Genomic DNA, 3,958 nt, shown 5'->3' on the forward strand with positions numbered 1-3,958 from the left:
AGATGTGTATAGGAGACAGGGTGGTCTCCATCTGGTCCCCCCACGTCTGCTCCGCCGTGCGGCGGTTCCGCGGGAGCCTGTTCTCCCGGCGCTACGCCGTATGCCCTGCCGTGCGCAGGTCAGGCCTGGCCCCGGTGGTCGCCGTGGGCCGGGTGCCGGTCGGCATGTTTGAAGACGGCCGTGGGGGTCAGGCGGTGGGGGACCGCAACGCCGAGCCCAGCGAGAGGTGAGTGACATGGCCGCCGACGAGAAGAGCCGGGCCAAGACCGAGCAGGCCAAGGGCAGGATGAAGCAAGTTGCCGGGCGCACCGTCGGCAACGAGCGCCTCACGGCCGAAGGCAGGGCGGAGCAGGCCAAGGGCGATGCCCGCCAGGCCAAGGAGAAGGTCAAGGACACCTTGACCGACTGACGGCGTCACCGTGTGACGACGCCGGGGCCCCGCGGAGCTTCCCCCTCCTGCGGGGCCCGGTCATGTCGTGCCGCGTTTCGTTCCGGGCGCTTCCAGGAGCCTTCGGGCCCGGGCGAGGGCGGGGGCGGTTGTCAGCCCCTTCCCGCGAACCCGTCCAGCGCCCCCAGCACCGCCCGCCGGGTCTCCGTGCCGCCCGTGTGGCCCGCGTTCTCGATGATCGTCAGCTCGGCGTCCGGCCAGGCGCGGGCGAGTTCCCAGGCGGTGATCAGGGGGCTCGCCAGGTCGAAGCGGCCGTGGATCAGGGCGGCCGGGATGCCGGTGAGGCGGTGGGCGTTGGCGAGGAGCCGGCCCTCCTCCAGCCAGGCTCCGTGGGCGAAGTAGTGGGCGCAGATCCGGACGAACGCCTGCCGGGCGCGGTGCGGGCGGCTGCTGTACGGGGGAGGGCCCTGGATCGCCTCCATCGAGACGACCGCGTCCTCCCAGGCGCACCAGTCGGCCGTGGCCTTCTCCCGTACGGCGGTGTCCTCGCTCTCCAGGCGGCGGGCGTACGCCGCGACCAGGCCGCTCGGGTCGCCCGCCTCGGGGGCGCCCGCGCGGAAGGCGTCCCAGGCCTCGGGGAAGAGCCGGCCGACGCCCCGGTAGAGCCAGTCGGTCTCGCTGCGGCGGGTCGTCGTCACCGCGGGGATCACCGCCTCGCTGACCCGCTCCGGGTGCTCCTCGGCGTACGCGAGGATCAGGGTCGAGCCCCAGGAGCCGCCGTACAGCAGCCACTTGTCGATGCCGAGGTGTTCCCGCAGGCGTTCCATGTCGGCGACCAGGTGGGCCGTCGTGTTGTGGGCCATGTCCGTCGCCGGGTCGCTCGCGTGCGGAGTGGAACGGCCGCAGCCCCGCTGGTCGAAGAGGACCACCCGGTAGCGGTCCGGGTCGAAGTACTGCCGGGCGCGGGGTGTGCAGCCGGAACCGGGGCCGCCGTGCACCACGAGGGCCGGTTTGCCGTGCGGGTTGCCGCACACCTCCCAGTACACGTGGTTGCCGTCGCCGACGGCCAGCAGGCCGCTCCCGTACGGTTCGATCGGGGGGTAGGGATCTTTCGGCTCGCGGTGCACGCGTTGTTCCCCTCGGCGCGGCGGGTGGGTGGGCGGTGGGTCACGTTACGCGGATGCGATCGGCAGAGGCGCCCCGTACGGTGCCGCACATGAACGCAGCACGCATCGACCTGACCCTCGACGCCGCCGACGCCCAACTCCTCGCCGTCTTCTGGAAGTCGGCCCTGGGCTACGTGGACCTGCCCCCGCCGCCACCGTTCGGGACCCGGGAGGAGTGGCTCGCCCGGTTCGAGCTGCCGGAGGGCGAGACGGTGGACGACGGGGCATGGCTCTGCGACCCGGACGGTATCGGCCCCCGGATCTCCATCCTCAAGGTCCCCGAGCCGAAGACCGCGAAGAACCGGCTGCACATCGACGTGCGGATCGCCGGCCACGGCACCCCCGCCGAGCGGTGGTCCCGCATCCGGGCCGAGGCCGCGCGGCTGGTGGCGGCCGGCGGATCCGTGCTGGCGGAGGCCGACGAGCATCATGTGGTGATGGCCGACCCGGAGGGAAACGAGTTCTGCGTGGCGGCGGCCGGCGCGCCCACCCCGGCCGCGGCGTAGCCTGGACGCCGTGAACGCCGCTCCCCGGATCCTCGCCGTCCTCGACGAACTGCTCGTCTCCGCCGCACCCGGCGAGCGCGGTGCGCTGTGGCATCTGGCCGAGCCGGGGCGGGAGTTGGACGCCAACCTGGTGCGCCTGCCGGCGGGCGCCGAGGTCGGTGAGCATCAGGAGGACGTGCTCGATGTGCTCCTCGTCGTGCTGGAGGGCCGGGGGAGCGTCGGGACGGCGGCGGGCGGACCGGCCCTGGAGCTGGGTCCCAGCACGGTCCTCTGGCTGCCCCGCACGTCACGGCGGGCGCTGGTCGCCGGGCCCGACGGGCTCGTGTATCTCACCGTCCACCGCCGCCGCCCCGGCCTCGCGATCAAGCCGTCGGCCGGGGCGTACGAGGGTGGCGAGGGTCCCTGCATGCTGGACCGGGTCTGCGCGGAGTGCGGGCGGCTGTCGCAGGACCCCGCACCGGTCTTCTGCAGCCGGTGCGGGGAGCGGTTCCCCGAGCGCTGAGGCCGGGGGCGGCGCGTGCCGGGGTCCTGGTGCGCCGCCGGCTCCCCGACCTCCTCAGAACCCCTCGCACTCCGTCAGGTCCGGGCGGCCCGGCGGGTTCTCCTTGCCCACCAGGCCGGCCAGGTTCTCCTTGTACATGTCCTCCCAGATCCGGCCGGCCAGGATCGTCCGGAGCGCCGAGCACACCTCGCCCTTCAGGAGCGGGCTCTTCGGGCGCATCGCCACGCCGTAGCCCTCCGCGCCGTTGATGGGCTCCAGCTGCCGCACCTTCCCCGGGTTGGCCTTCACGTATCCGGCGAGGATGATGTCGTCCGAGGCCACCGCGTAGACGTCGGACTTCGGGTCCAGCAGTTTGTCCAGGCAGTCCTGGTAGGTGTTGGGCTGTGACTTCGCCATGGTGAAGCCCCGTTTCGGCAGCTCCTTCTCGTACGTCGACTCCCGTGCCGTGCACACCTCGACGCGCAGGTCCACCAGGTCGCTGGAATCGTTGATCGTGTACTTGCGCGATTTCTCGCGGACCAGGAAGCTCCGGCTCGCGTCGTAGTACGGGCCCGCGAAGTCGACGCTGTAGCCGCCGGGCGAGGCGGTCTTGCGGTCGTCGGTGATGCTGTACGACGCGATGACCAGGTCCACCTGCTTGGTCTTCAGCGCGGTGCTCCGGTAGTCCGTGGCGACCGTGGTGAAGGCGACCTCGCCCTTGCCGTAGCCCATGCTCTCGGCGATCGCGTACGCCAGGTCGATGTCGTATCCCTGGTACGTACGCGTCTTCTCGTCGAACTTGCTCAGTCCGGGCTGGTCGTCCTTGACGCCGATCTTCAGGGTGGGGTGGGTGTCCTTCCACCGCTCCTGGCTGCCGCTGCCGGCGGCACCTCCGTCGTCGCCCTGGCCCTGCACCGAGCCCGCCCGGTCGCCGCCGTCCCCGCCCTTCTCGCCGTCGCCCCGGGAGACCAGCCAGCCCGCGCCGGCCAGCAGTGCCACGCACACCACCGCCGCGGCCACCTTCCAGCCCCGGTACCGGCCGGGCGGCCCGCCCGCCGCCCGCACCGGTGCGGGCGGCGGGACGGCGGGGCCGGGCGCGGGCACCGGCGCGGACGCCGAGGGGTTCGGGGTGGAGACGGCCGTCGGCGGGTGCGTCGCCGCGGCGGCGGCCCGGGCCGCGTTCGGCGCGGCGGGGTCGCCGAGCACCTCGCGGAGCATCGCCTCCGCCGCGGCGGCGTCCAGGCGCTCCCGCGGGTCCGTGATCAACAGCCCCTGGATGACCGGTGCGAGGGGCCCCGCGTAGCGGAGGGCCGGGTCGGGGGACTGCCGGATGTTCTCCTGGACCTCCCAGACCTCGTGCCCGGCGAAGGGCACGCGGCCCTCGACCATCTCGTACAGGGTGATCCCCAGCGCCCAC

General features: G+C 73.2%; 5 protein-coding genes. 3 read left to right on the forward strand and 2 right to left on the reverse strand.

The annotated features are described in order from the left end of the window. Positions 1-235 precede the first annotated feature (235 nt). Positions 236-409, forward strand: a complete 174-nt coding sequence (locus tag HET64_RS37360) for a CsbD family protein (RefSeq protein WP_215111681.1) — start codon at positions 236-238, stop codon at positions 407-409. A 131-nt stretch (positions 410-540) separates the two neighbouring features. Here HET64_RS37360 and pip read toward each other — a convergent pair whose 3' ends face one another. Next, entirely contained in the window at positions 541-1,515 is a 975-nt protein-coding gene (pip, locus tag HET64_RS37365) for a prolyl aminopeptidase (protein WP_215111682.1), read from the reverse strand. Between the two features lie 89 nt (positions 1,516-1,604). On the opposite strand from pip, the gene HET64_RS37370 reads away from it, so the two are divergent. After that, positions 1,605-2,060 (forward strand): VOC family protein, encoded by a 456-nt coding sequence (locus HET64_RS37370; RefSeq protein WP_215111683.1) that lies wholly within the window; start codon positions 1,605-1,607, stop codon positions 2,058-2,060. A gap of 10 nt (positions 2,061-2,070) precedes the next feature. Continuing rightward, positions 2,071-2,562 (forward strand): hypothetical protein, encoded by a 492-nt coding sequence (locus HET64_RS37375; protein WP_215111684.1) that lies wholly within the window; start codon positions 2,071-2,073, stop codon positions 2,560-2,562. A gap of 54 nt (positions 2,563-2,616) precedes the next feature. On the opposite strand, the gene HET64_RS37380 is transcribed toward HET64_RS37375, so the two are convergent. Next, the coding region (locus tag HET64_RS37380) for a transporter substrate-binding domain-containing protein (RefSeq protein ID WP_215111685.1) at positions 2,617-3,958 on the reverse strand (1,342 nt) is incomplete at its 5' end.

Source organism: Streptomyces sp. McG3 (assembly GCF_018619185.1).
Taxonomy (GTDB): domain Bacteria; phylum Actinomycetota; class Actinomycetes; order Streptomycetales; family Streptomycetaceae; genus Streptomyces.

Coding starts and splice junctions, on each gene's coding strand:
- HET64_RS37370 (WP_215111683.1), top strand. CDS start 1,605: ATGAACGCAGCACGCATCGACCTGACCCTCGACGCCGCCGACGCCCAA.
- HET64_RS37360 (WP_215111681.1), top strand. CDS start 236: ATGGCCGCCGACGAGAAGAGCCGGGCCAAGACCGAGCAGGCCAAGGGC.